The 21381-nt window shown below is 68.7% G+C and carries 23 protein-coding genes; 10 read left to right on the top strand and 13 right to left on the bottom strand.

Annotation, left to right across the window (positions count from 1 at the left end):
- Positions 1-95 precede the first annotated feature (95 nt).
- The 3 genes from GV790_RS07460 to dapB are packed head-to-tail and all read right to left on the bottom strand — an operon-like array spanning position 96 to position 1823.
- On the bottom strand, positions 96-548 hold the full coding sequence (locus tag GV790_RS07460; protein ID WP_280213446.1) for a flavodoxin family protein: 453 nt from the start codon (positions 546-548) through the stop codon (positions 96-98).
- A 22-nt stretch (positions 549-570) separates the two neighbouring features.
- On the bottom strand, positions 571-1014 hold the full coding sequence (locus tag GV790_RS07455; protein ID WP_163812027.1) for a hypothetical protein: 444 nt from the start codon (positions 1012-1014) through the stop codon (positions 571-573).
- Between the two features lie 56 nt (positions 1015-1070).
- Positions 1071-1823: a 4-hydroxy-tetrahydrodipicolinate reductase gene (gene dapB, locus GV790_RS07450; RefSeq protein ID WP_163811838.1), complete on the bottom strand. Its 753-nt coding sequence runs from the start codon at positions 1821-1823 to the stop codon at positions 1071-1073.
- 242 nt (positions 1824-2065) lie between these two features.
- Here dapB and GV790_RS07445 point away from each other — a divergent pair, with 242 nt between their 5' ends.
- Together GV790_RS07445 and GV790_RS07440 are read left to right on the top strand one after the other, a co-directional pair.
- Positions 2066-2461: a VOC family protein gene (locus GV790_RS07445; RefSeq protein ID WP_163812025.1), complete on the top strand. Its 396-nt coding sequence runs from the start codon at positions 2066-2068 to the stop codon at positions 2459-2461.
- A gap of 114 nt (positions 2462-2575) precedes the next feature.
- Positions 2576-2971, top strand: coding sequence for a hypothetical protein (locus tag GV790_RS07440; RefSeq protein WP_163811836.1), 396 nt, complete (start codon positions 2576-2578; stop codon positions 2969-2971).
- A gap of 24 nt (positions 2972-2995) precedes the next feature.
- Here GV790_RS07440 and GV790_RS07435 read toward each other — a convergent pair whose 3' ends face one another.
- Positions 2996-4213: an MFS transporter gene (locus tag GV790_RS07435; protein WP_163811834.1), complete on the bottom strand. Its 1218-nt coding sequence runs from the start codon at positions 4211-4213 to the stop codon at positions 2996-2998.
- Positions 4214-4306: 93 nt separating this feature from the next.
- On the opposite strand from GV790_RS07435, the gene GV790_RS07430 reads away from it, so the two are divergent.
- A complete protein-coding gene (locus GV790_RS07430) occupies positions 4307-4639 on the top strand; it encodes an ArsR/SmtB family transcription factor (protein ID WP_163811832.1) in 333 nt (110 codons plus the stop codon).
- A gap of 75 nt (positions 4640-4714) precedes the next feature.
- Here the strand turns inward: GV790_RS07430 and GV790_RS07425 are convergent, their stop codons facing one another.
- From GV790_RS07425 to GV790_RS07410, 4 genes are all read right to left on the bottom strand, one after another.
- The gene (locus GV790_RS07425) at positions 4715-6028 is read right to left on the bottom strand and encodes a M16 family metallopeptidase (RefSeq protein WP_163811830.1); all 1314 of its coding nucleotides are present in this window, start codon (positions 6026-6028) and stop codon (positions 4715-4717) included.
- 80 nt (positions 6029-6108) lie between these two features.
- Positions 6109-8379, bottom strand: a complete 2271-nt coding sequence (locus GV790_RS07420; RefSeq protein WP_163811827.1) for a polyribonucleotide nucleotidyltransferase — start codon at positions 8377-8379, stop codon at positions 6109-6111.
- Positions 8380-8746: 367 nt separating this feature from the next.
- A complete protein-coding gene (gene rpsO, locus GV790_RS07415) occupies positions 8747-9016 on the bottom strand; it encodes a 30S ribosomal protein S15 (protein WP_163811825.1) in 270 nt (89 codons plus the stop codon).
- Between the two features lie 138 nt (positions 9017-9154).
- Positions 9155-10123: a bifunctional riboflavin kinase/FAD synthetase gene (locus GV790_RS07410; RefSeq protein WP_175585819.1), complete on the bottom strand. Its 969-nt coding sequence runs from the start codon at positions 10121-10123 to the stop codon at positions 9155-9157.
- A 135-nt stretch (positions 10124-10258) separates the two neighbouring features.
- Here GV790_RS07410 and GV790_RS07405 point away from each other — a divergent pair, with 135 nt between their 5' ends.
- A complete protein-coding gene (locus GV790_RS07405) occupies positions 10259-11038 on the top strand; it encodes a metal-dependent transcriptional regulator (RefSeq protein WP_228815112.1) in 780 nt (259 codons plus the stop codon).
- Positions 11039-11040: 2 nt separating this feature from the next.
- Here GV790_RS07405 and GV790_RS07400 read toward each other — a convergent pair whose 3' ends face one another.
- Positions 11041-12102: a tartrate dehydrogenase gene (locus tag GV790_RS07400; RefSeq protein WP_163811823.1), complete on the bottom strand. Its 1062-nt coding sequence runs from the start codon at positions 12100-12102 to the stop codon at positions 11041-11043.
- Positions 12099-13571: an NAD-dependent succinate-semialdehyde dehydrogenase gene (locus GV790_RS07395; RefSeq protein WP_163811820.1), complete on the bottom strand. Its 1473-nt coding sequence runs from the start codon at positions 13569-13571 to the stop codon at positions 12099-12101. The genes GV790_RS07400 and GV790_RS07395 overlap by 4 nt, the downstream gene beginning before the upstream one ends.
- 166 nt (positions 13572-13737) lie before the next feature.
- On the opposite strand from GV790_RS07395, the gene GV790_RS07390 reads away from it, so the two are divergent.
- Positions 13738-14997, top strand: a complete 1260-nt coding sequence (locus GV790_RS07390) for an aspartate aminotransferase family protein (RefSeq protein WP_163811818.1) — start codon at positions 13738-13740, stop codon at positions 14995-14997.
- Positions 14998-15027: 30 nt separating this feature from the next.
- On the top strand, positions 15028-15522 hold the full coding sequence (locus tag GV790_RS07385) for a DUF3830 family protein (RefSeq protein ID WP_163811816.1): 495 nt from the start codon (positions 15028-15030) through the stop codon (positions 15520-15522).
- A gap of 48 nt (positions 15523-15570) precedes the next feature.
- Here GV790_RS07385 and GV790_RS07380 read toward each other — a convergent pair whose 3' ends face one another.
- Positions 15571-16956, bottom strand: a complete 1386-nt coding sequence (locus tag GV790_RS07380) for an amidase (RefSeq protein ID WP_280211400.1) — start codon at positions 16954-16956, stop codon at positions 15571-15573.
- 29 nt (positions 16957-16985) lie between these two features.
- Positions 16986-17951 (bottom strand): D-2-hydroxyacid dehydrogenase, encoded by a 966-nt coding sequence (locus tag GV790_RS07375; RefSeq protein ID WP_163811812.1) that lies wholly within the window; start codon positions 17949-17951, stop codon positions 16986-16988.
- 86 nt (positions 17952-18037) lie between these two features.
- Here GV790_RS07375 and GV790_RS07370 point away from each other — a divergent pair, with 86 nt between their 5' ends.
- From GV790_RS07370 to GV790_RS07360, 3 genes are read left to right on the top strand one after another with little or no spacing between them, the layout of a single operon-like run.
- Entirely contained in the window at positions 18038-18778 is a 741-nt protein-coding gene (locus GV790_RS07370) for a maleate cis-trans isomerase family protein (protein ID WP_163811810.1), read from the top strand.
- A gap of 30 nt (positions 18779-18808) precedes the next feature.
- Complete coding sequence (locus tag GV790_RS07365; RefSeq protein WP_163811808.1) at positions 18809-19561, top strand: maleate cis-trans isomerase family protein; 753 nt, start codon at positions 18809-18811, stop codon at positions 19559-19561.
- Positions 19548-20213, top strand: coding sequence for a GntR family transcriptional regulator (locus GV790_RS07360; protein ID WP_163811806.1), 666 nt, complete (start codon positions 19548-19550; stop codon positions 20211-20213). Before GV790_RS07365 ends, GV790_RS07360 begins: the two co-directional genes overlap by 14 nt.
- Before the next feature lie 18 nt (positions 20214-20231).
- On the opposite strand, the gene GV790_RS07355 is transcribed toward GV790_RS07360, so the two are convergent.
- Positions 20232-20633, bottom strand: a complete 402-nt coding sequence (locus tag GV790_RS07355) for a DUF4345 domain-containing protein (RefSeq protein WP_163811804.1) — start codon at positions 20631-20633, stop codon at positions 20232-20234.
- A gap of 138 nt (positions 20634-20771) precedes the next feature.
- Here GV790_RS07355 and GV790_RS07350 point away from each other — a divergent pair, with 138 nt between their 5' ends.
- Entirely contained in the window at positions 20772-21380 is a 609-nt protein-coding gene (locus GV790_RS07350; protein ID WP_163811802.1) for a TetR/AcrR family transcriptional regulator, read from the top strand.
- Position 21381: the final 1 nt, after the last annotated feature.

Below are 21381 nucleotides of genomic sequence, written 5' to 3'. Positions count from 1 at the left end.
CGAGCAACCCGGTCCACCGCGGACCGCACAATTGGTTCTTCAGCAGTATGCCCGCCGAAGCCGTGCGTGGTCAGCCACCAATATTCGGGGGCGCGTCAGGGGGCCAGGCCCGCCGCGACCGTCGCGCCGAGTTCCCAGCAGGCTTCCAGGTTCTCCTTACTCGGCTTGCCCGAGACCACCAGGTAGTCCGCGGCTTTCACCCACCCGAGCCCGGTGGTGATCGAGGTGACGCCCTTTTCCGCGCCCTCGGTGCCCTCGTTGCCATGGAAATACGCACCGAACGGCCGCCCGCGGGTCGAATCGAGGCACGGGTAGTAGATGACATCGAAGGCGTGTTTGAGGGCGCCGCTCATGTACCCGAGGTTGGCGGGCGTGCCCAGCAGATAGCCGTCGGCGTCGAGCACGTCGGACGGTGTGACAGCGAGGGCTGCGCGGCGCACCACCTCCACGCCTTCGATCTCCGGATCCGTCGCGCCGGAGACCACGGCCTCGAACATCGCCTGCATGAACGGCGACGGGGTGTGATGGATGATCAACAGTCGCGCCACGACGACGAGGGTATCCCGGGGTCTATCCGCGCTGCGCGCGTTCGTGACGTTCCAACTCCACCGCACGCCGCATGGTGGCCCTGGCGCGGCCGCGGTCGCCGGCGTAGTCGTAGGCGCGGGCCAGCCGGTAGGAGACCCGCCAGTTGTCGGGGTCGGCTTCCCATTCCTGCTTGACCTTCAGGAACAGCTCATCCGCTGCGGCGCGTTCGATGCGGCCGGACGGCCGGCGCGGCAGCTGCGACACATCCAGTTCGAGGCCTTCGTCGTGGATGCGCCGGGCCAGGTGCTGGTGCGCGAGCGCGGCACGCACGGTGGCGTAGACGATCCAGACGCCGAGCAGCGGCAGGATCAGTACGCCGATGCCGATGGCGATGGCGGCGCCGTCACCGGAACCGATCAGGCTGAACGCGATCTTGCCGAGCAACAGGAAGTAGAAGACCAGCACCAGGACGAGCGCCGCCACCATGGCGACGATCTTGATCACGTCCCGGCTCGGCCCGGCCTCGGCGGGCTCCGGTGCGCTCACAGGTCGAGCAGCGGATCGAGCCCGACGGTGAGTCCTGGGCGGTCGGCGATGCGGCGCACCCCGAGCAGCACACCGGGCGCGAAGGAGGACCGGTCGATCGAGTCGTGCCGGATGGTCAACGTTTCGCCCTGGGTGCCGAACAGCACCTCCTGGTGCGCGACGAGTCCGGCCAGGCGCACCGAATGCACCCGCACGCCGTCGACGTCGGCGCCGCGCGCACCGTCGAGCTCGGTGCTGGTGGCGTCGGGGCTGCGGCCGACGCCGGCCTTCTCCCGTGCCTCGGCGATCAGCCCGGCGGTGCGGTAGGCGGTGCCCGACGGCGCGTCGGCCTTGTTCGGGTGATGCAGCTCGATGACCTCGACGGATTCGAAGAACCGCGCCGCCTGCTCGGCGAAGCGCATCGACAGCACCGCACCGATGGCGAAATTCGGCGCGATCAGCACGCCGACGTGCGGCTTGCCCGCCAGCCAGCCGCGCACCTCGTCGAGGCGGGCGGCGTCGAAGCCGGTGGTGCCGACCACGGCGTGGATGCCGTGCTCGACCAGGAACTGCAGATTGCCCATGACCACATCGGGATGGGTGAAGTCGACCACGACCTGGGTGCCGGTCTCCAGGAATTTCTCCAGCGGATCATCCTTGTCGACGCCCGCGACCAGCTCCAGATCGGCGGCGGCCTCGACCGCCGCGCAGATCGCCTGTCCGACCTTGCCCTGCGCGCCGAGCACACCCACCCGAATCGGTGCGGTCACGATTGGTCTCCCTACTTCTCGTCCGGCTGTTTCCGCCGAGCCTAACGTTCCGGCGCGGTGCGGTCGGCGCCCGCACCTGCGGGCCCGGTCACAGTCGCCGGATGGCGCGGTGCCGCAACCGAAATCGGGACTTGGCAGCGCCGCGGATCAGACGTTAATGTGTTCTCTCGTGACGGTGCTCCCGTTGGCCGCCTTGTACCGAGCCCGGGGTCGGGACCGTCACTACTCGAGGAGAAATTCCCCTGCCAGTACAGTTCAATCACACCATTGTCGGATGTAAGGACAATCGGGTGTCCGCCGAATTCTGGGCGGACATTCTGGGTGTGGACATCGGCACCGAATGGGGCCCGTTCATTCCGGTCACCACCGGTAACGGCGTCACCTTCGATTTCGCGAATGTCCCACCGCACATCACCGAAATCCAGCCCCAGCATTACGCGTTCCTGGTGTCGGAAGCCGAATTCGACGCGGCCTACGACAAGATCCAGCGCTACCGGCTGGAGTACTGGGCCGATCCGCACCAGCGCCGTCCGGGCGAGATCAACCACAACGATGGTGGCCGAGGCATCTACTTCCTCGACCCGAGTGGGCACTTCATGGAGCTGATCACCGTCCCGTACGGAGGCTGGCCGCAGTAGCGAGCGGGGCCGGGTGCCACCACACCCGGCCTCTGCGCATTTTCACCCGCGCAGCGACTCGCGGCGGCGGCTCCCGTCGTCGAGCACCGCCGCCTGTGCAGAAATGGATACCGAATGGGCACCGATATCGAAGCCGCCGTCCGAGAACTACACGACGACCTCGCCGCCTGGCTGGGTTCGGAAGCGCCCGACTCGGTATTCGATCGATTCGCCGCGGCACAGCACGAATCGTTTTCGATGGTGACCACGGCCGGCGATATCCTTCGGCGAACCGAACTCCTGAACGGCCTTCGCGCCGCCCGCAATACCAGTCCGGGCCTACGTATCGATATCAGCGAATTCGAAGAGCTCGCCGAGGAATTCGACATTGTGGTGGTGCGATTCCTGGAATCACACCACCATGCCGGAGCGATTTCGCGCCGTCGAGTGACCGCGGTGGTGACACGAGCGGGCACCGAGCCGGCCGTGCAGTGGCTGACGGTCCACGAAACCGCGTTCGCCGCCCGCTGATCGACGGCGAGCGCGCCCCGCGATTCAGGCTGCGGCCTCCGCCTCGGCCCGCCCACGGCGCAGCCCCAGACCCGCCGCGATCAGGCAGGCCAGCGCCACCGCACCGACGAACCATGGGAAGACCGTGCTCAAACCCCAGGTCGTCGCGGCCCAGCCGGCGACGACGGTGGGCAATGCCATCGCCGAATAGGCCAGCAGGTAATAGGCCGACATGGTCTCGCCGCGCTTGTGCTGCGGCACGACGTTGGACAGGTGGCGCAGCGAGCCACCGAAACCGAGCCCGAAGGTGGCGCCGAGCGCCAGCCCGATCCCGATCACGGCCACCCAGTTGTGGGTGCCGAGTGCGGGCACGGTCAGCAGCAGCGCGATCGCCATCCCGATATCGCCGATGATGGCCGCCGCCCGGGCGGGCACGCCGGTGGCGAACAACTGCGCCAGCGCCGCCGACAGTGCGGTCGAGGCGACGACCAGCCCACCGAAGACGAGATTGTGGATGCCGGTCTTCTCCGCGGCCAGTGACGGGTACAGCGACAGCAGCACACCGAGCACGGACCAGGCCGCCATCACCCCGATGGCGGAGAACCAGAAATCACCGCGAATCTCCTGTGGCACGGCGGGCTTGGCGATCCGGATCCGGCCGGCGACCCGCGCGACATGCGGTTCGCGCAATGCCAGCACGCCGACGCCGATGATCAAGCAGATCACGCTGATCACCACATACGGCGTGCGCAGCGGATTCGGCGCGTACTGCGCGAGCAACGCCGAACCGAGGATCGCCACCGCCATCCCGACATTGAAGGCGACGCCGGTGAGCTGACCCGACCGCGCGCCGCGATGCGGACGCAGATCCAGCAGCGCCGCCGCACCCGCCACCACCGTCGCACCGACGGCGAAACCGTGCAGCGCCCGCGCCAGCAACAGCATCGGCACCGTATCGGCCAGCACGAACACGATCAGCCCGACGATCATCGTGGCGAACGCACCGAGCAGCACGGGTTTGCGCCCCACCACATCGGAGATCCGGCCGGAAACCAGCACCGCGCCGAGCGCCGCGACCGCGTAGACGGCGAACACGATGGTGGTGGTGAGCGGCGACAGGTGCCATTCCCGCTCGTAGATGCCGTACAGGGGGGCCGGTACCCCGGAGACCCCGAGCGCGACGCCACTGGCGGCCAGCACCAGAGCGTATGCCCACGACTGCGTGGCCCGCTCCTGGACGGGCACTGCCGTTGTCGCTGCCATCGAAACCCCGATCAGGTAAGTTTGATAATGATCGAACCGAATCGACGATAACGCACGGTATGACGATCATCAAACCCCCCAGTGAGGTAGATCATGACGGACACCACAGCGGTCACCGGCACCGAGGTCCACCCCGTGGCCGCGCTTCCCGTTGTGCTCGGCGCGCTCCAGGATCCGGTGCGCCTCGAGATGGTGCGCCGGCTCAGCAATGCGGGCACCGCGGTGCGCTGCGGCGCGCTCTACGACGTGATCAACAAGTCCACCGCCACCCACCATTTCAAGATCCTGCGCGAGGCGGGCGTCATCGAACGGCTGGTGATCGACGGCCAGACCTGCCAGCGGTTGCGCACCGACGCCCTCGACGAGGCGCTGCCCGGGTTGCTGGCCTCGGTGGTCGAGGCCGCCAACCGGGCTCAGGGCGACTGAGAATCCACTCACGGGACCCGGCCGCACCGACGCCCTCCGGACGTCGGACGCCCGGCGGGGCCGACACCCGCGCGATCAGCCCTCGACGAGCCGCCGCACCGCCGCAGGCAGGTCGCGCGTGCGCCGGTACGGCCCGGCCACCGACGCACCGAACGGCCGCGCCAGCAGGGTGCGCGCGATATCACTGACCTCCTCGGTGGTGACCGCGTCGATGCGGGCCAGTGTCTCGGAGACGCTGCGGTGGTTGCCGTAGCTGAGTTCGCTGCGGCCGATGCGGTTCATCCGCGACGAGGAATCCTCGAGCCCGAGCACCAGTCCACCGCGCAGGGACCCCTTGGCGCGGGCGCATTCGGCGTCGGTGATGCCGTCCGCGGCGACCTCTTCCAGCACGCCACGAGCCAGGGCCGCGACCTCGGCCAGGTTCTCCGGCTGACACCCGATGTACACCGAGAAGGCGCCGGTGTCGGCGAAGGTGTCCACGCTCGAATACACCGAATACGCCAGGCCGCGTTCTTCCCGGATACGCTGGAACAGCCGCGAACTCAGTCCGCCGCCGATCACGGTGTTGAGCACCGACAGCGGCCAGCGGCGTTCGCCTTCATGCCTGCCGAAGGCACGCACCCCGAACACCAGATGCGACTGTTCGCTGTCGCGGTGGCTCCAGTGCAGTTGCGGCGCCGTCCGCATCCGGAACCGGCCCTCACGCCGCGGCATCGGCTCGGCGGTGGGATCGAGCCGGTCGGCGAAGGCGCGATGCACCAACTCCACAGTGTGCTCGTGCTCCACATTGCCTGCCACCGCGACCACCATCCGGTCCGGCCGGTAGCGGCGCTGATGGAACGAGCGCAGCTGAGTGGCACGCATACCCTCGATCGACTCCACCGAGCCGATCACCGGGCGCCCGATCGGATGATCACCGAACAGCGCTGTCAGGAACGCGTCGCCGACGAGATCTTCCGGGTCGTCATCGCGCATGGCGATCTCTTCGAGCACCACCTGCCGCTCGATGTCCACATCTTCGGACCGGCACAGCCCGTTGAGCACCACATCGGAGACCAACTCCACCGCCAGCGGCAGATCCTCGTCCAGCACATGGGCGTAGTAGCAGGTCTGCTCCTTGGCGGTGAACGCGTTCAACTCACCGCCCACCGCGTCCATCGCCTCGGCGATATCGAGCGCGGTGCGGGTGGGTGTGGCCTTGAACAGCAGGTGCTCGAGGAAGTGCGCGGCGCCGGCGACGGTCGGGCCCTCGTCCCGCGAGCCGACCCCCACCCATACGCCGATCGAGGCCGAACGCACCCCGGGTAGATGCTCGGTCACCACCCGCAGCCCGCCGGGCAGCACCGTGCGCCGGACTCCGGTCCCAGTCGCCGTCTCCGTTTTGTTCACCCGCCAATTCGATGACGAACCCCCTTGCCCGTTCAGGAGCAAGGGGGTTGCCGAGTTCTGCTTCGTCACACCGTCAAGTACTACTCGCCCGCGGGCGCGTCCGCATCGCCGGTGGGCTCATCGGTGGTCTCCTCGACCGGGATCAGCGAGATCTTGCCGCGGTTGTCGATATCGGCGATCTCCACGCGCAGCTTGTCGCCGACGTTGACCACGTCTTCGACCTTGGCCACCCGCTTGCCGTTGCCCAGCTTGGAGATGTGCACCAGACCGTCGCGGCCCGGCAGCAGCGAGACGAACGCGCCGAAGGCGGTGGTCTTGACGACCGTGCCGAGGAAGCGTTCGCCCACCTTGGGCAGCTGCGGGTTGGCGATGGCGTTGATCTGGTCGATCGCGGCCTGCGCCGAGGGGCCGTCGGTGGCGCCGACGAACACGGTGCCGTCGTCCTCGATGGAGATGTTGGCGCCGGTCTCCTCGGTGATCTGGTTGATCACCTTGCCCTTGGGCCCGATCACCTCGCCGATCTTGTCGACCGGGATCTTGATCGCGGTGACGCGCGGGGCGTAGGGGCTCATCTCGTCCGGGGTGGCGATGGCCTCGGCCATCACGTCCAGGATGGTGTTGCGGGCGTCGTGCGCCTGGCCCAGCGCACCGGCCAGCACCTTGGAGGGGATGCCGTCGAGCTTGGTGTCCAGCTGCAGCGCGGTGACGAAGTCGCGGGTACCGGCGACCTTGAAGTCCATGTCACCGAAGGCGTCTTCGGCGCCGAGGATGTCGGTCAGCGCGACGTAGCGGACCTCGTCCTCACCCTTGTCGTTGGTGACGGTGTCCGACACCAGGCCCATGGCGATACCGGCGACCGGCGCCTTGAGCGGCACGCCGGCGTTGAGCAGCGCGAGGGTGGAGGCACACACCGAACCCATCGAGGTGGAGCCATTGGAGCCCAGCGCCTCCGACACCTGACGGATGGCGTAGGGGAACTCCTCCTGGCTGGGCAGCACCGGGATCAGCGCGCGCTCGGCGAGCGCGCCGTGACCGATCTCGCGCCGCTTGGGCGAGCCGACGCGGCCGGTCTCACCGGTGGAGAACGGCGGGAAGTTGTAGTGGTGCATGTAGCGCTTGCTGGTCTCGGGACCGAGCGAGTCGACCTGCTGGGCCATCTTGACCATGTCGAGGGTGGTGATGCCCAGGATCTGGGTCTCACCGCGCTCGAACAGCGCCGAACCGTGCGCCCGCGGCACCACGGCGACCTCCGCGGACAGCGCGCGGATATCGGCCAGGCCGCGGCCGTCGATACGGAAACCGTCGGTGAGGATGCGCTGGCGCACCAGCTTCTTGGTGACCGAGCGGAACGCCGCGCCCAGCTCCTTCTCCCGGCCGACGAAATCCTCGCCGAGGCGCGAGAGCACCTCGAGCTTGATCTCGTCGATCTTCGCCTCGCGCTCCTGCTTGTCGGCGATGCTGAGCGCCTCGTTCAGCTCACGCTTGGCGGTGCCCTCCACGGCCTCGAAGACATCGGCCTCGTACGGCGGGAACAGCGGGAACTCACCGGTCGGCTTGGCGGCCAGCGCGGCCAGATCGGCCTGGGCGCGGCACAGCCGGGCGATGAACGGCTTGGCGGCCTCGAGGCCCTCGGCCACGACGGCCTCGGTGGGCGCCTGCGCGCCGCCCGCGATCAGCTCGATGACCTTGTCGGTGGCCTCGGCCTCGACCATCATGATGGCGACGTCGCCGGAGTCGACCACGCGACCGGCGACGACCATGTCGAACACCGCGCCCTCGAGCTGCTCGACGGTCGGGAACGCGACCCAATGGCCCTCGATCAGGGCGACGCGCACGCCGCCGACCGGGCCGGAGAACGGCAGTCCGGCGATCTGCGTGGACGCCGAGGCGGCGTTGATGGCGACGACGTCGTAGAGGTCGTTGGGATCCAGGCTCATCACCGTGACCACGACCTGGATCTCGTTGCGCAGGCCGTCGACGAACGACGGACGCAGCGGCCGGTCGATCAGGCGGCAGGTGAGGATCGCGTCGGTGGAGGGGCGGCCCTCACGGCGGAAGAACGAACCGGGGATGCGTCCCGCGGCGTACATCCGCTCTTCGACGTCGACCGTCAGCGGGAAGAAGTCGAACTGGTCTTTGGGGTGCTTACCGGCGGTGGTGGCCGACAGCAGCATGGTCTCGTCGTCGAGGTAGGCCACGACCGAGCCGGCGGCCTGACGGGCCAGACGGCCGGTCTCGAAGCGAATGGTACGGGTGCCGTAGCTCCCGTTGTCGATCAGCGCGACGGATTCGAAGACTCCGGGCTCGACCTCGACGGCCGTGCTGTTCGCGCGTTCGGTGGTTTCGGACATTTTTCTTCTCTCAACCTCTCGTCTCGCCGGACCCGGCGCCGTCGGCGCGATCCGGCTGTGTCAGCCGTACCTGACGGGGCACGCGGCAGCCCTCCTGGCTGCGACGCGCACACCCGGCCGGTATCCCCTTGGATACGGCGACGCGGAGGCGGTCATCGATCGAAGCCCTCCGGCGGTATGCCACCGGCCGAAAAGCCACTACCGAAGACCGACGCCACGAGGACGGGTGCATACGGCTGTGTTGTCGTGCAGGGGTTATTCCTCCCCCGGGCACGAAAAAGCCAACGGGGAGATTGTAAGCTCCCCGTTGGCCGGGTCGTCTACTGCCTTGCCGTAACCGCGTGTCGGCAGGGCGCGGACGCGATGATCAGCGACGCAGACCGAGGCGCTCGATCAGCGAGCGGTAGCGGGTGATGTCCTTGTCCGCCAGGTACTTCGACAGGCGCTTGCGACGACCGATCAGCGCCATCAGGCCGTGGCGGGTGTGGTGGTCGTGCTTGTGCTTCTTGAGGTGCTCGGTGATGTCGGAGATGCGCTTGGACAGCAGCGCGATCTGCGCCTCCGGCGAACCGGTGTCGGTCTCGTGCAGGCCGTACTCGGCGAGAATCGCCTTCTTCTGCTCGGTGGTCAACGCCATGGGGCATCCACTCCTGTTTCTCAGTTCCGCGCTCGAGGATCCGGCGAACCGGTGGGGCGCCGCCGCGGACCGCAGCAAACCCGAGGATCCACCCTACCCGACCGGGCGCGCCGGACCGAATCGGGTGCTCGCCGCGGTTCAGGCCTCGGTGCCGCCGAGCACCTTGCGCGCGTTCGCGACGTCGCGGCGCATGGCCTCGATCAGATCGTCGAGTGAGTCGAATTTCTGCATGCCGCGCAGGTGCTCGACGAAGTCGACGGCCACGTGCTGGCCGTAGAGGTCGGCTTCGCCGTCGAGTACATAGGCCTCGACAGTGCGCGCGCGGCCGGAGAAGGTGGGGTTGGTGCCGACGGAGATGGCGGCCATGGCGCGTTCACCCGGGGTGACGGTGCCGATGGTCGGCCCTGGCCCGAGCACGGTGAACCAGCCGGCGTACACACCGTCGGCGGGAATGGCGGCGTGCATCGGGGGTGCGACGTTGGCGGTGGGGAAGCCGAGTTCGCGGCCGCGGCCGTCACCGTGCACCACCACGCCCTCGACCCGGTGCGGGCGCCCGAGCGCCTCCGCGGCCGCGGCCATATCGCCTGCGTCCACGCAGGCCCGGATGTAGGTGGAGGAGAAGGTGACGGCGTGCTCGCCGAGCAGGGTCACCGCGTCGACCTCGAAGCCGAAGCGCTTGCCGAGATCGCGCATGGTCTCGACGGTGCCCGCCGCCTTCTTGCCGAAGGTGAAGTTGTCACCGACCACCACCTCGGCCACGTGCAGCCGCTCGACCAGCAGGTCGTGCACGTAGCGGGCGGGGGTCAGTTTCATGAATTCCTGGGTGAACGGCATGACGCAGAAGACGTCGACGCCGAGTTCCTCGGCCAATTCGGCGCGGCGGGTCAGCGTGGTCAGCTGGGCGGGATGCGAGCCGGGACGCACCACTTCCATCGGGTGCGGGTCGAAGGTCATCAGCACCGCCGGAACTCCGCGTGCCGCAGCCGACTTGACGGCACGGCTGATCAGCTGAGCGTGCCCACGGTGGACCCCGTCGAATACGCCGATCGTGAGCACACACCGGCCCCAGTCCGCGGGAACTTCGTCGAGACTTCGCCATCTCTGCACAGTGCGCAGCCTACGCAAATCAGGTGTCGAACAGTATTCCGGCATGCTCATCGCACCGCCCCGGTGTAGCCGCGGTGAGGTGCCGGCGAATGGCGGGTTTCTCGCGCATGGCGTGATGTGTGTATCGCCGCTCCTATGCCTAAGCTCGAAGATGTGCCCGGTAAACGAGATGTCGCCACCCGGCGGGAACTGGCCGATGCCCTCACCGGCAACCCCGACGCGAGCCACGCCGGTGCGACCACGATCGCACCGGTGCTGTCATCGGTGGCGCAGGACTACCTGAAGGTCATCTGGACCGCGCAGGAGTGGTCGCAGGAGAAGGTGTCGACCAAATTGCTCGCCGAGCGGATCGGGGTGTCGGCCTCGACGGTGTCGGAGGCGGTGCGCAAGCTGGCCGATCAGGGGCTGGTCGAGCATGCCAGATACGGGGCGATCACGCTCACCGAGCACGGCAGGCTGGCCGCGGTGGCGATGGTGCGCCGCCACCGGTTGATCGAGACCTTCCTGGTGAACGAACTCGGGTACGGCTGGGACGAGGTACACGACGAGGCCGAGGTGCTCGAGCACGCGGTCTCGGATCTGCTGATGGCACGCATCGACGCGAAACTCGGCTATCCGGACCGTGATCCGCACGGCGATCCGATTCCATCGGTCGACGGCGCTGTCCCCACTCCCCCGGCCCGTCAGCTCAGCGATTTCGGTGACGGCGAAGGCGGCCGGGTGGCGCGCATCTCCGATTCCGATCCGGCCATGCTGCGCTATTTCGACGAGGTCGGCATCGCCCTCGACACCCCGATCACGGTGGTGGAGCGCCGCGATTTCGCCGGAACCATCGCCATCCGGGTGGGTGCGGGCGACCAATCGGTGGATCTGGGCACCCCGGCCGCGGATGCGATCTGGTTGACCGCGCTCTGAAGCTATCCGCGCGCCAGTGCGGCCGCGGCCGCCGCGGCGATGGCCGCGCCGAGTTCGCTCGTCGTCGCGGTGCCGCCCAGATCGGGCGTCAGTACCGTCCCGGCACCGAGGACCTCGCATACCGCCCGGTCCATCGCGGCAGCCGCCGAGTGCTCCCCCAGATGGTCGAGCATCATCGCTGCGGCCAGGATCTGCGCGACCGGGTTCGCGATGCCCTGACCGGCGATATCGGGAGCGCTGCCGTGCACGGCTTCGAACATCGACGGCGCCGTGCCGTCGGGGTTGATATTGCCCGAGGGCGCCAACCCGAGTCCGCCGGTGACCGCGGCGGCGAGATCGGAGAGGATGTCGCCGAACAGATTCGACCCGACGATGACGTCGAGGCGGTCCGGGTGCAGCACGATCTCCGCGGCGAGCGCGTCGACGTGCATATGCCGCACCGGCACCTCGGGGTAGTCGGTCGCGACCTGCTCGACGATGCTGTCCCAGTACGGCATCGAGTGGATGAGGCCGTTGGATTTGGTGGCCGAGCACAGCCCTTTGCCCCGCTCGCGGGCCCGATCGAAGGCGTAGCGGATGATGCGTTCGCAACCGGCGCGGGTGAACACCGAGTCCTGGAGCACGAATTCGCCGGGGCGCCCGCGATTGTGGATTCCGCCGATCTCGGAGTACTCGCCCTCTGAGTTCTCCCGGACGATGAGCAGCTCCAGATCGTCGGCGCCGCGATCGCGTAGCGCGGAGGTGGTGCCGGGCAGCAGCCGCACCGGCCGCAGGTTCACATACTGACCGAACGCGCGACGCAGCGGAATGAGCAGCCCCCACAGCGAAATATGGTCGGGCACACCGGGAAAGCCGACGGCGCCGAGCAGGATCGCGTCGAACCCGGCCAGCCGGTCCACGCCGTCGGCGGGCATCATGGCGCCGGTGCGCAGGTACTGCTCGCAGGACCAGTCGAATTCGGTCCACTCGACGCCGGGCAGTACGGCGTCGACCACCGCGATCGCCTCCGCGGTGACGTCCACGCCGATGCCGTCGCCGGGAATGGTCGCGATCCGATAGGTCACAGGTCGACTCCGATGTACTTGGTTTCCAGGAATTCGTCGATACCGCAGGTGCCGCCCTCGCGGCCGAGCCCGGATTCCTTGACCCCGCCGAAGGGGGCGGCCGGATCCGAGACCACGCCGCGATTGAGCCCGACCATGCCGGTCTCCAGAGCCTCGCACACACGCAGCCCGCGCCGCAGGTTCTCGGTGAACACGTAGCCGACCAGACCGTACGGGGTGTCGTTGGCGCGGGTGATCGCTTCGTCCTCGGTGTCGAAGACCGAGATGGCCGCCACCGGGCCGAAGATTTCGGTGCGGGTGAGCAGCGCGTCGTCGCCCACATCGGTCAGGACGGTGGCCGGGTAGAAGGTGCCGGGACCCTCGATCGGTGTGCCGCCGGTGCGGACGGTGGCGCCGCGTCCGACCGCATCGTCGACCAGGGATTGCACCTTCGCGACCGCGGCTTCGTCGACCAGGGGGCCGACCACGACCCCCGGTTCGGTTCCCGGCCCCATCGGCAGCCCGGCCATGCGCGCGGTGAGCCGATCGGCGAACTCGACGGCGATACCGCGGTGCACCAGAAAACGATTCGCGGCGGTGCAGGCCTGCCCGATATTGCGCATCTTGGCCGCCACCGCGCCCTCGACCGCGGCATCGAGATCGGCGTCGTCGAAGACCAGGAACGCGGCATTGCCGCCGAGTTCCATCGAGGTCCGCATGACGGTATCGGCGCACTGTCGCAGCAGTTGCTTGCCCACGGCGGTGGATCCGGTGAACGAGAGTTTGCGCGAGCGGCCGTCCCGGATCATCGGTGCCATCACCGCGCCGGGATCGGAGGTGGTGACCACGTTGACCACGCCGTCGGGCAGGCCGGCCGTGCGCAGGATCTCGGCGAGCGCCAGCGTCGACAACGGCGTCTGCGCGGCCGGTTTGATCACACAGGTGCAGCCGGCGGCCAGCGCCGGGCCGATCTTGCGGGTGCCCATGGCCATCGGGAAGTTCCACGGCGTGATGAGCAGACTCGGGCCGACCGGCTGTCGCGTCACCAGGAATCGGGAGCCGCCACGCGGCGCAGGCCGATAGCCACCTTCGATGCGGACGGCCTCTTCGGCGAACCAGCGGAAGAACTCTGCGGCGTAGGCGATTTCGCCGCGCGCCTCGGCCAGCGGTTTGCCCATCTCCAGGGTCATCACGAGAGCGAGGCGCTCGGTGTCGTCGAGCAGGGCCTGATGGGCTCGCATGAGCAGGTCGGCGCGGTCGCGGGCGGGGGTACGCGCCCACTCCGGTTGCGCGTGCGCCGCGGCCGCGAGGGCGTCGAGGCCGTCCGAGGGGCTGGCATCGGCGACGGTGCACAGGGTCTGTCCGGTCGCCGGGTCGATCACGGGCAGTTCGGCGACGGTCGCGCGCCACTGGCCGTCGATGAACAGGCCGGTGGGCACCGACCCGATGGCGGCGCGCTGCGTTTGGTCGAGAGTGGTCTCGGTGAGCATCGACGCGAACTCCCTTGTTCGGGCGGAATTGATCTCATCGCGAACGAGGCCGCCCGATCCATTGCTGCGACCCCGGCGACCATGTTATGCATATTGTCAACAATCCTACAACCCGACGATCATCGGACGCGGGCGCTCGCCCGCAACGCCCGGGAGGCCGAGCACCATGACCGCGTTATCGCCCATCCTCAAACAAGCCACTCCGGTGACCGTCGACCACGGCACGGGCTGCTACCTCTACGACACCGACGGGCGTCGCTATCTGGATTTCACCGCGGGTATCGGCGTCACCAGCACCGGCCACTGTCACCCGCACGTCGTCGCGGCCGCGCAGGCCCAGGTCGCGCGGCTCATCCACGGCCAGTACACGACGGTGATGCACGCTCCGCTGCTCGAACTCACCGAACGGCTCGGCTCGGTATTGCCCGAAGGGCTGGATTCGCTGTTCTTCGCCAACTCCGGCAGCGAGGCGATCGAGGCGGCGCTGCGGCTGGCGCGGCAGGCGACCGGCCGGCCGAACGTCATCGTCTTCCACGGCGGTTTCCACGGCCGCACGGTCGCCGCGGCATCCATGACCACCTCGGGCACCCGGTTCTCGGCAGGGTTCAGCCCGCTGATGGCGGGCGTGCACGTGGCGCCGTTCCCCACCGCCTACCGCTACGGCTGGACCGAGGAGGAGGCCACGGCCTTCGCGCTGCGGGAACTCGACTACCTGTTCGCGACGCTCAGCGCGCCGGAGGAGACCGCGGCCCTCATCGTCGAACCGGTGCTCGGCGAGGGCGGCTACGTCCCCGGCAACCGCGCGTTCTTCCGCGGCCTGCGCGAGCGCGCCGACCGGCACGGCATCATTCTGGTCTTCGACGAGATCCAGACCGGTTTCGGCCGGACCGGAAAGTTCTTCGGCCACCAGCATTTCGACGTCGCCCCCGACGTGATCACCATCGCCAAGGGTTTGGCCAGCGGGTTCCCGCTGTCGGGGATCGCCGCCTCGCGCGAGCTGATGGCCAAGGCCTGGCCGGGGTCGCAGGGCGGCACCTATGGCGGCAACGCCGTGGCCTGCGCCGCCGCCATCGCCACGCTCGAGGTCATCGAATCGGAGGGGCTGGTGCACAACGCCGCCGAACGCGGCGCCCAATTGCTCGCCGGGATGCGCGCGCTGGAGAGCAAGGCGATCGGCGATGTGCGCGGGCTCGGCCTGCTCGTCGGCGCCGAGTTCGTCACGGCAGCAGGCGAACCCGATCGCGAGGCCGCCACCCGAGCGCAGGCGCTCGCGGTACAGAAGGGTCTGCTGTTGCTCACCTGCGGTGCGCATATGAATGTGGTGCGCATGATTCCGCCGCTGGTGGTGAGCCGAACGCAGATCGATGACGCGCTCGCGATCTGGGCGCAGGTGCTCGCGGAACTCCCCGACGCCTCCCGGCCCTAGCCCGTGCCGCGCGATCAGGAAGCAGGCTCGATGAACCGCTACATCACGATCACTCTCACCAAGGCCGGCCGCACCTGCCGGGCCAGGCTGCTCGACGCCGAGGCCCCGCTGACCTGCGCGGCGGTCTGGGACGCGCTGCCCCAGACCGGCGATGCGTACCACGCCAAATACGCGCGCAACGAGGTCTACACGCTGGTCCCCCGGATCACCACGGCGCCACATCGCGAGAACCCGACCGTCACCCCCATACCCGGTGACGTATGCCTGTTCGATTTCGAGCCCTGGGAGATCGGCAATCCCGCCTACGGGTACGAATCCGGCTCCACCGCCCACCACAACCAGGGCGCCACCGATCTGGCGATCTTCTACGGCCGCAACAATCTGCTGATCAACGGCGACCTCGGCTGGGTCCCCGGCAATGTCTTCGCCACCATCGAGGACGGGCTCACCGAGATCGCCGCCGCCTGCAACGACCTGTGGCGCTACGGCGTCGAGGGGGAAACGCTCGCCTTCGCGAGGGCATAGTCACGCCAACGGTTCGCGGCGCCCTGCTCGGGTCCCGACGGCTGCTCCTCAGGACCCGAGCACGTGCTCCGCGTATCGGGCGACGGCGAGCACGAGGTCGTCGGAATGGCGTGGTCCCACGATCTGCAACCCGACCGGCAGCCCGCCGGCGGTGGTTCCCACCGGGATGCTGATGGCGGGCTGCTGGCTGAGGTTGAACGGGTAGGTGAACGGCGTCCACTGCGGCCAGCCGGTCAACCCGCTCCCGGGCGGAACGTCGTGGCCCGCGGGGAAGGCGGTGATCGGCATGGTCGGGGTGATCAGCACGTCGTAGGCGGTGTGGAACAGCCCCATCGCGATACCGACGGACGCGGCGACCTCGCGGGCGGCGAGATAGTCGACGCCGCTCACGGTTTCGCCGCGCTCCCATACCTGCCGCAAACCTGGATCGACCTGCTCGCGCGCCTCCGGCGGGAACGAGGCGAGCATGGCCGCCGCGCCCACCGCCCACAGCAGCTCGAACGCCGCACGCGGATCGCCGAATCCGGGATCGGCGGGCACGACCCGCAATTCGGCCTCACCCAGCCGCACCACCGCGCGTTCCACGATCGCGGCTACCTCCGGGTCGACGTCGGCGAAGCCCAGCGTCGGCGACCACGCCACCGTGATGCCACGCACGTCGCGCTGCATCTGGCTGCGGAAGGTGGTCAGGGTCGGGGCCAATGCGGTGGGATCGCGCGGATCGGGCAGCGACAGGATGTCCATCAGCAGCGCGGCGTCCTCCACGGTGCGCGCCATCGGCCCGGCATGGGCCAACGGCCCGAACGGGCTGGCCGGGTAGAGCGGGATGCGCCCATGCGTCGGCTTGAATCCGACGATCCCGCAGAACGAGGCCGGGATGCGCACGCTGCCACCGCCGTCGGTGCCCACCGATACCGGGCCGAGTCCGGCGGCGACCGCGGCCGCGCTGCCGCCGGAGGAGCCGCCCGCGGTGAGCGCGGGGTCGACCGGGTTGCGGGTGATGCCGGTGAGCGGGCTGTCGGTGACGGCCTTCCACGCGATTTCGGGGGTGGTGGTCTTGCCGAGCAGCACCATCCCGTCCTCGCGCAGCCGCGCGGCCACGGGGCTGTCCACCGGCCAGGGACCCGCCGCATCGATACAGGTGGAACCGCGCCGGGTGGGCCAGCCCTCGGTGAGGAACACGTCTTTGATGGAGATCGGCACGCCGTCGAGCAGCCCGCGCGCGTGCCCGGCCTGCCAGCGGCCCTCCGATTCCTTGGCCTGCACCAGCGCACGATCCGGGTCGACCAGGCAGTAGGCATTGAGCGCGCCGTCGCGCTCGGTGATCGCGGCCAGGATCGCCTCGGTGGCCTCCACCGGTGACAGGGCGCCCGCGGTGTAGGCGGAGACCAATTCCACCGCCGTCATCGCGGCGGGATCGGTGGGACGGTTGATATCGGGGTAGCTCATGGCTTGGCCCTCCTTCAGCCGGGCACGTACCCGAGCGTCTTGTCGACCACGTTGTGCAGCGGACGGCCATCCATCCACCGATCGAAATTCTCGGTGAACGCCCGGACGACCTCGGTACGCCAGCCGATGACGTCGCCCGAATTGTGCGGGGTGATCTGCACATTCGGCAGGTCCCACAGCGGATGTCCCGGCGGCAGCGGCTCCGGATCCACCACGTCCAGCGCCGCCCCGGCGATCGTCCCGTCGCCGAGAGCGGCGACCAGATCGTCGGTAACCACGAGTTCCCCGCGTCCGACATTGACAAACCTCGCATGCGGTTTCATCGCGGCGAAGGCCCTGGCGTCGAACATCTTCCTGGTCTGCTCGGTCAGCGGCGCAATCGCGACGACGTAGTCGGCCCACGGCAGTTCCGCGTGCAGGTCCACCCCGACGCTGCCGAAATCCGGATCGTCGCCGCGCGCTCGCCGGCCGACCCCACGCACCCGCATCCCGACCGCCCGCAGCATCCGGGCGATGGTGCGTCCGATGGCGCCGGTGCCGACGATCAGCACGGTCGCGCCCGCGACTCGCTCCGATTCACGGTGCTGCCAATCGTGGCGCTGTTGCAGCCGGACCGATTCGGGCAGGTCCTTGGCGAAGGCGAGGATCTGCCCGAGCACGTATTCGGCGATGGCCGCGTCGAAGACGCCACGGGTATTGGTGACCACGACCTCGCTCGCTCTCAGCTCGGGGAACATCACCGGGTCCACGCCGGTGGCGCCCATGTGCAGCCAGCGCAGCCGGTCGGCCGCATGCCAGGCGCCGGGCACAGCCCGGGTCAGGAAGTCGTAGACGAACAGCGCCTCTGCCCCGCGCAGTGCCTCGGCCAGCCCGGATTCCTCCGTGTAGCGCACTGTGGCCCGGGCGCTCACCCGGGCCATCAATTCCGAGTCGGGCACACTGTCACTGTGCAAGACGGCGACAATAGGGCCCTCTTTCACATTGACACCGTAAGATCACATCGTATGATTGTCAACAATCCGATCGGGTTCGGAGGTCTACCCAGCTGAGCGCGAGAGGGGCCGCAGTGGACATCGGTTTCCCCGATATCGAAGGCCCGGTCGCCCAACGGGGAATCGGCATCATCGCACCCTTCGACCTCGCACTCGAACGCGAACTGTGGCGCTGGGCGCCGCTCGAGGTGAGCCTGCACCTGGCCCGCACCCCCTATGAGCCGGTGCCGGTGTCGCTGGCCATGGCCGAATTGGTCTCCAACCCGGCCCATCTGACCACCGCCACCCGCGACGTGCTGCACGTGGAGCCCGAAGTCGTTGCCTACCTGTGCACTTCGGGCAGCTTCATCAAGGGCCTCGCGCACGAGCGGGCCTTGCGCGAGATCATCTGCCGCGCCGGCGCGCAGGACGCGGTCACCACCTCGGGCGCGCTGGTGGAGGCGATCGGCCATCTCGGCATCTCACGCATGTCGGTGATCACGCCCTATGACGAGGTGCTGACCGGCAAACTGCACGAATTCCTGGGCGAAGCCGGATGCGCGGTGGTGCGTTCGGATCACCTCGGGCTCGGCGGCGGCATCTGGAAGGTCAACTACCGCACCATCGCCGAGCGCATCTTCGGCGCCGACCATCCCGAGGCCGAGGCGATCTTTGTCAGCTGCACCAACCTGCCGACCTACGACATCATCGAGCCACTCGAAATGGCGCTCGGCAAACCGGTATTGACCGCGAATCAGCTCACCATGTGGGCCTGTCTCGGCCGGATGAAGCTGCCGATGATGGGTCCGGGAAAGTGGTTGCTCGATGTGTTCTGAGACCGATATCCGGCCCGAAAGAGGTGGCAGATGCGCACTCCGACCGTAGGTTTCATCTACCCCGACCACGCGGCCGAGGACGACTACGCGCTGGCCGCCCGAACGCTTGGCGCGCGGCTCGAGGTCGCCCACATCTACGGCACCGATCTGCACGCGGTGCCGGAGCTGCTGGATCTCGGCAGTCCGGACAAGCTGCGCCACGGCGCGCGCCTGCTCGCCTGGCACCGGCCGGCCGCGCTGGTGTGGGCATGCACCTCGGGCAGTTTCGTGTTCGGCCCGGAGGGCGCGCGCGAACAGGTGCGGCAGTTGTCGGCGTATGCCGGGGTGCCTGCCTCCAGCACCAGCATCGCGTTCGTCGAGGCGGCGCGGGCGCTGGGAGTGCACACGGTCGCGGTGGCCGCCAGCTATCCCGACGAGGTGGCGCGACTGTTCGTGGAGTTCCTCGCCGACGCAGGCATCACCGTGGTAGCGATGGCGAGCGCGGGGATCGATACCGCCGCCGAAGTCGGCACGCTGACCGCCGAGCAGGTGCTGGACCTGGCGGTGCGCCATGACCACCCCGACGCACAGGCACTGCTGATCCCCGATACCGCCATGCACACCCTGGCCGTCGTCGCGCGACTGGAGACCGCGCTGGGGAAACCCGTGCTCACCGCGAACCAGGTCACGGTCTGGGAGGGTCTGCGATTGAGCGGCGGCCTGCGCGGCAGCGCCGAGCTCGGCGCACTGTTCACCGGCACCTCCCGGACGGATACCGAAAGGCCTCGTTATGCCCGTCATTGATTTCGAGCCGGTGAACCGGCAGTCGACCGCCGAGATGATCGCCGATCGGCTGCGCGAGGCGATCATGCGTGGTGGGCTGGCGCCGGGTGATCAGCTGGGCGAGGCCGAGCTGGCCGCCCGGTTCGGGGTATCCCGCGGGCCGGTGCGCGAGGCCATGCAGCGGCTGGTCTCGGAGGGGTTGGCCACCAGCATCCGCAATCGCGGGATCTTCGTCGTCGATCTGACCCTCGACGATCTGGTCGACATCTACCGCGCCAGGTCCGCCCTGGAAGGTGGTGCGCTGACGCTGATCCTCGACGGCAGGCGCGAGATCGCCTATCAGGCCCTGGAACCCAGCGTCACCGCGATGCTCGCGCACGCCGAACAGGGTGAGGCCACCGCGGTCTCCGATGCCGACCAGGCCTTCCACGAAGCGCTCGTCGAGAGTGCGGGCAGCCCGCGGCTGGTGCGCGCCGCCCGCACCCTGCTGATCGAGACCCGCATGTGCCTCGGCGCCCTCCAGACCACCTATCCCGACCTGCGCGAACAGGCCCGCGAACACATCCAACTCCGCGAAGCCATCGGCTCCGCGCCCGCCGCCACCGTCCAGGCGATGCTCGCCGAGCACATGGACGACGCGGTACGCAGGCTGCGCGATCGATACGCGGACTGAGCGAACGGCCACGCCGGATCACACCCGAGCAGGCACCGGTTGGCGCCCGCGCTCGATCGCCGCCGCCAACGCGAAGAACACCGGAGGTAGCACGATCTCGATGACGGTGAGCACGATCTGGAACCAGTGCGGCCACCCGTGCACCGCCAGCGAGATCAACCGCCCGACCGCGCCGAGGGCGAAGATCCCGGCCAGCCAGCGCACCGCCCACAGGTTGATCGGCGACTGGCGCACCGCCCAGATCCAGGCGAGCCCGTAGCCGACGAAGATCGCGCCGAAGAACCGGCTCTGACTGTCGGCGGTCACGCCGTTCCACTCCATATCGGGCACCGAGTCCTTGCCGAGGCCCAGGTGATAGCAGCCGATGGCGACGCAGGCGACGCCCATCGTCCAGGTCAGCCAGGTGAGTGCACGAGTCATGGGACCCTCCGATCAGCATGCCGTCGTCGGCGTGAATTCTGTTGCCGCGCCGCGTGCTATCCACCCGGCGTCGTAGTAGACGTGCGTCTACTACGACCATACGAGCGTTGGTAGACACGCGTCAACTAAGCTGTGTGCATGAGCACCCGCCGCCGTCTCGCCCCGGAGCAACGCCGCCGACTGCTGGTCGAGGCCGGTGCGCGCTTGTTCGCCGAACGGCCCTACGACGCGGTGCTGATGGAGGACGTCGCGGCGGCGGCCGGGGTCTCCCGGGCGCTGCTCTACCGGCATTTCCCGACCAAGCGGGAGCTGTTCGCGGCCGTCTACGAGCAGGCGTCCGCGGATCTGCTCGTCGCCACCGAACTCGACGCCGACAGCCCGTTCGCCGAGCAACTGGCCGCCGGACTCGACGCCCATTTCGACTACTTCGAGTCCAACGCCCACTCGGTGATCGCCGCCAACCGCGTGCTCGCCACCGACCCGACGATCCAGGCCATCATCTCCGGCGAGCTGGGCGAACTGCGACTGCGGCTGCTCGACGTGCTCGGCGTCGAGGGCCAATTGCGCGAGGCCACCTCGGCGGTGCTGATGTCCTGGCTGACCTACGTACGCGTGCTGACGATCGATTGGCTGGAGAACCACAGCCTGACTCGCGAGCAGATGCGTCAGGTCAGCGTCGGAGCACTGCTGGGCGCCCTCGAGGCGCTACTGGGTCCCGGCCGGTTCCCGCCGAGCGCGGCCGGCTGAC

It is taken from the genome of Nocardia cyriacigeorgica, assembly GCF_010858045.1.
Classification (GTDB): domain Bacteria; phylum Actinomycetota; class Actinomycetes; order Mycobacteriales; family Mycobacteriaceae; genus Nocardia; species Nocardia cyriacigeorgica_E.
The sequence above is the reverse complement of the archived record's forward strand: the minus strand, read 5'-3'. Positions and strand labels throughout refer to the sequence as shown.